General features: G+C 56.8%; 2 protein-coding genes. Both read left to right on the top strand.

Annotation, left to right across the window (positions count from 1 at the left end; genetic code table 11):
- Nucleotides 1–464: acyltransferase family protein (locus FS320_RS44420; protein ID WP_152718785.1), on the top strand; the 464-nt coding region annotated here is incomplete at its 5' end.
- A gap of 43 nt (nucleotides 465–507) precedes the next feature.
- A complete protein-coding gene (locus FS320_RS44415) occupies nucleotides 508–714 on the top strand; it encodes a hypothetical protein (RefSeq protein WP_152718784.1) in 207 nt (68 codons plus the stop codon).
- Nucleotides 715–814: the final 100 nt, after the last annotated feature.

Raw genomic sequence — 814 nt, 5'->3', positions numbered from 1 at the left:
TCGTCATTACCTGCATGGTTCTTGTTGTTATGGCGGGAGCTGAACGCCTCTACACTCCGACTAACTTGTACGATTCAAGAACTGTCCTGATTGTAACGCTGTGCGCCGCGTTTCTGGTTGCTGTTGCGTATCACAACCCGCGAGCTGGGTTCCTCCGCCGGCCCGTCCTCGTCTTTCTGGGCGAGATATCTTACGGCCTCTACCTCATTCACATGCTCGTGCTGTTCATGTTGGCACATGCCATCGCACCTTTGATCGCCTCTCCCGTTCCAAGTGAGGCACTTGCATTGAACATCGGGCTTGCGGTTGCAACGCTCACATTGACAGTTCTGCTCGCAACTGCAGCTCATTACGGTCTGGAGAAGCCCTGTCAACAGCTTGGCTACAAGGTTTGGGATACCTCTACCAGAAGGATGAACTCCCCCACAATCTTTGGGCTGAAGACTCGCCGCGCTCACTCGTGAAAAGTTGTCGGTAACGACGCGAGGGCTCGCGAAGGCGCTATCCGTGCCGAGAGAGCTTCTGGACGAACCGGAGGAGACGAGCATCGCAAATGGCCTCTGCAACCTCGACCTGAGCCATCTTACGGTCGAAGGTAGTCCAGCGCATGCCCTTGGGCTTGTTGATGGGGTCTCCGATGCTGCCATCCGCTCCGAGGCGCTGGCGGTGCGTAAGCGCTTGGTCCGCCTTTCAATTACCCACATTTTGGGTTGAGCGGCAGCGCTTGCCTGACCGGCACCAATCGTGATTCCGTGGTGGGCACCTCCTCATCTGTGAGAGGTGTCCCATGGATAGGGTCCCGTCTCGGTTTTCC

Source organism: Microvirga tunisiensis (assembly GCF_009296175.1).
Classification (GTDB): domain Bacteria; phylum Pseudomonadota; class Alphaproteobacteria; order Rhizobiales; family Beijerinckiaceae; genus Microvirga; species Microvirga tunisiensis.
The sequence above is the reverse complement of the archived record's forward strand: the minus strand, read 5'-3'. Positions and strand labels throughout refer to the sequence as shown.